The following is a 2,626-nucleotide window of genomic DNA, read 5'->3' on the forward strand; positions in this document are numbered from 1 at the left end:
CTTGCACGCGCCCCGCCTTCAAGGCAGCCAACTCAGCAGTGATGTTAGGAAGGGATACGAGCTGCCCAGAAGGTATTCCAACTGCCTGCGCGGTCTTGGAGGACGCGCCGCCCTGCGTGACGGCTACGGTAACGTCCGGCTTCGCGACGATGTCCTCGAGGCTGGCGAGCTTTTTTGGATTACCCTTCGCAACGATCAAACCGTCGCTCGCCTGGTAGTGCGGATTTGCAAACACAACTTGTTTGCAGCGATCGGGACGAATAAACAACGAGCCGACTGCATCATAGCGTTTTGCCTTGAGACCCGGAATAGCGGAAGCGTAGTCGACCGGTATCGCCTCAATGTTTGTAACGCCGAGCTTGCTGAAAACCGCCTTAGCGATTTCGAAGTCGGACCCAGCGAACGTCCCGTCCTTCTGCCGAAACACGAAGGGCTCGAGCTCCATCACCCCGAGGGTTACTTTTTTTTCCTTCATTATGCGGTCGGAGGTCTCGCCCGCGGCAGCTAATGTGGAAACATTGGTCAAAGCGGCAGTGATCGCCAGCAAAAGACAGATTGTCCTTGTCATATTCTATCCACTTGAACGGTTCGTGTTGATGTCCATGACTTGCTAACCCGATCAATTGCAAATGCGCTTGGCCACGAAGCTATAGAAATCGCGTACTGTTCCTTCGTAGTTTTCTGGTGCGAGTGGCCCCGGCTTATAAAAGCTTGATCGGAGGCCGTGCTGAAGAGTTTCAAGTTTCGCACGATCCTCGCTATTGACTTGATCGACATACGCAATGAACTCCGCCAAGCGGTCGGATTCTGGTTTCTCCCCAGGACCGTCGAAGCCCAAACGCAATTCGACTCGATCAATCGACAAGGGCATCAAGCATACATACGCGGTCCGGTGAAAATTTGAGCTAACGAGGAGGTTTGGAAAGACACTGAAATTGAAGCTAAACGGGCTCTCTTCACGCGAAGGAGCCACGGCCTCCCGTTGGGGCGCATTTCCTCGACCGAGTGTGAACGCTTCAGTTCGCTGGGGCGCTCCGGGCTTATAGTGCGAGCGATAAGCCGAAAAATGCCCGTTCCCTGGCACGTGTTCGCTCAGTTCCGACCCCGACCTAGTCCCTAGGGTCTTAGGATGCGTGGCGTTTAGGTGGTAGCCCTCCATAAAGTTTTCAGCCAAGCATTTCCAATTGGTATTCCACACCTCTTCTCTACTGTAGTGCAGTCCGCGCTCTTTCAAATTGTAGTCTCGGATATGCGACTCGAGCGGAGCAAGCGTCTCACATAGTGGCGCGGCCGTACCATCTAGATTAACGAAAATGAAATTCTGCCAGATCGTTGTAGAAATGGTAGGCAATGAACATTTTGCAGCGTCAAGGTCTTTGCAATCTTGCATGAGGGGCGCACGCTTTAGTTTACCCTCGAGATCAAAGCTCCATGCGTGATAACCACAGACATGGATGCGTGCGTTTCCGCGACCAATTGCGACGAGATTGCCACGGTGACTGCATACGTTTGCGAATACGCGGATTTCGCCTTTCCCGTCGCGCTGCACCAGCAGCGGTTCACCAACCAAATCGACGGTGAAGTAATCACCGTTGGCGGGCAGTTCGCCAACGTGGCCGATGCAAACCCAGCTCTGGCGGAAGACTCGCTCACGTTCGAGCTGAGCGAACTCCTGGGAGGTGTAGAACCCTCCTGGCATGGCATGAGTTGCTCGCGTTTGAGCGACGTTCGAGAGGGTATCGAGCAGCAAGCGTTCGGATTGCGACATCGTACCGGCAAGACAAGGCGAGGTTTGGGACATGAATTCGCTTCCTTTCAGGTATCGGACCGGTGTTAGGCTTTCTTCACATCACGATCTTGTTTCACCACGTGATGTCTTCACATCTCTTCGAATTGCGTAGGAACGTTGGCGCTACCCGGTTCGCTCATCACCGTTTGCTCGCGGGTCGGATGAACTCAGGAACCGGGCTATCGTAAAACCAAACGGGCTCTACGCGTGGTGCCCATCGGCCAGCGCTTACTAGCGAATTCACGTGGTCGCAAACCTGGTCCAATCGGGGAAACCACACACCGCCTTGTTCTCGCATGTATTCGATAAACTGAACTACTGCATCAAAGCGTGCCAAGCGTCCGGATAGGAAACAGTGCCACACAGTAGTCCAAAGAGCCCCATATTTTCTCGTCGCATCGAATTCAGCCCGGAAAACCTCAATCGCCCGCTGGGGCGATTGGATCGGCATCAGATAACTGAAGTCTCCGTTATTCAGATAGTACGCAGCATCGTCGGACGTCGTCTCGACGGGAAATTCGAGCAGCTTGCCGCTATCGCCTTCGACTGCATACGGAACGTCATCCCCCATCAACGAGGAGTCATATTCGAAGCCAGCCCGGACAAGAAGTTTCAAGGAGTTCTTTGAGAAGGCAAAACCCGGCGCACGCCAGCCGCGCGGTTTACCCCCGACCTCACGTGCATATGCCGCCAGCGCGCGATCCAACACGCGCTCCTCTTCCTCAAGAGTAAGCTCATTCGAACGCTCATGAACGTAGCCATGCAAAGCTATTTCATGCCCGTTCTTGAGCAACAACTCTATTGTCTGAGGAAACCGCTCGATGATCCAGCCTGACA

The 2,626-nt window shown here is 54.0% G+C and carries 3 protein-coding genes; all 3 read right to left on the reverse strand.

All coding sequences use genetic code 11. From position 1 onward, the window contains the following. On the reverse strand, positions 1-568 hold a 568-nt coding region (locus tag FBZ93_RS40285; protein ID WP_146993213.1), incomplete at its 3' end, for a transporter substrate-binding domain-containing protein. Between the two features lie 51 nt (positions 569-619). Beyond that, on the reverse strand, positions 620-1,801 hold the full coding sequence (locus FBZ93_RS40290; RefSeq protein WP_146993214.1) for an aromatic ring-hydroxylating oxygenase subunit alpha: 1,182 nt from the start codon (positions 1,799-1,801) through the stop codon (positions 620-622). A gap of 127 nt (positions 1,802-1,928) precedes the next feature. Beyond that, the coding region (locus FBZ93_RS40295) for a polysaccharide deacetylase family protein (protein ID WP_167529465.1) at positions 1,929-2,626 on the reverse strand (698 nt) is incomplete at its 5' end.

This window comes from Bradyrhizobium macuxiense (genome assembly GCF_007993935.1).
GTDB classification, from domain to species: domain Bacteria; phylum Pseudomonadota; class Alphaproteobacteria; order Rhizobiales; family Xanthobacteraceae; genus Bradyrhizobium; species Bradyrhizobium macuxiense_A.